The 584-nt window shown below is 59.6% G+C and carries 1 protein-coding gene; it reads left to right on the top strand.

All coding sequences use genetic code 11. The annotated features are described in order from the left end of the window. Window positions 1-16 precede the first annotated feature (16 nt). The coding region (locus tag ATY29_RS03765; protein WP_097537560.1) for an IS5-like element ISRel20 family transposase at window positions 17-584 on the top strand (568 nt) is incomplete at its 3' end.

Below are 584 nucleotides of genomic sequence, written 5' to 3' on the forward strand. Positions count from 1 at the left end.
ATCAAATGGGGTTTCGATGAGCTGGACTGCTATCGCTCGCCGTGAGCATAACCGAGACGTGCTTCGTTTTCCAAGTGATTTGAAGGACCGGGAATGGGCGTTGATCAAACCGCTGATCCCGCCAGCGCGTCGTGGCGGGCGGCGTCGGGCGACGAATATGCGCTCGGTCGCGGAGGCGATCCTCTATATCGCCTCGAGCGGCTGCCAATGGCGCATACTGCCGGGCGATTTTCCGCCGGTTTCGACAGTGCGCGGTTATTTTTATGCTTGGCGCGCGATCGGACTGTGGCAGAGCATCAACCAGCTTCTGGTGATGGCGGCGCGGGAAATCGAGGGACGGGAGGCGCAACCGACGGCAGGGATTATCGACAGCCAAAGCGTCAAGGCCACGCAAAGCGGCGGAATATCCGGCTATGATGCAGGCAAGAAGATTAAGGGCCGCAAGCGTCAGATTGTCACCGATACGCTTGGATTTCTGATCTTCGTGTTCATCCATGCTGCCGACATACAGGATCGCGACGGCGCACCCCATGTCCTCAAGGCGATCCGCCGCCGTTTTCCGTGGCTGCGCCACATCTTCGCCG

The organism is Rhizobium hidalgonense (genome assembly GCF_002914525.1).
GTDB lineage: Bacteria > Pseudomonadota > Alphaproteobacteria > Rhizobiales > Rhizobiaceae > Rhizobium > Rhizobium hidalgonense.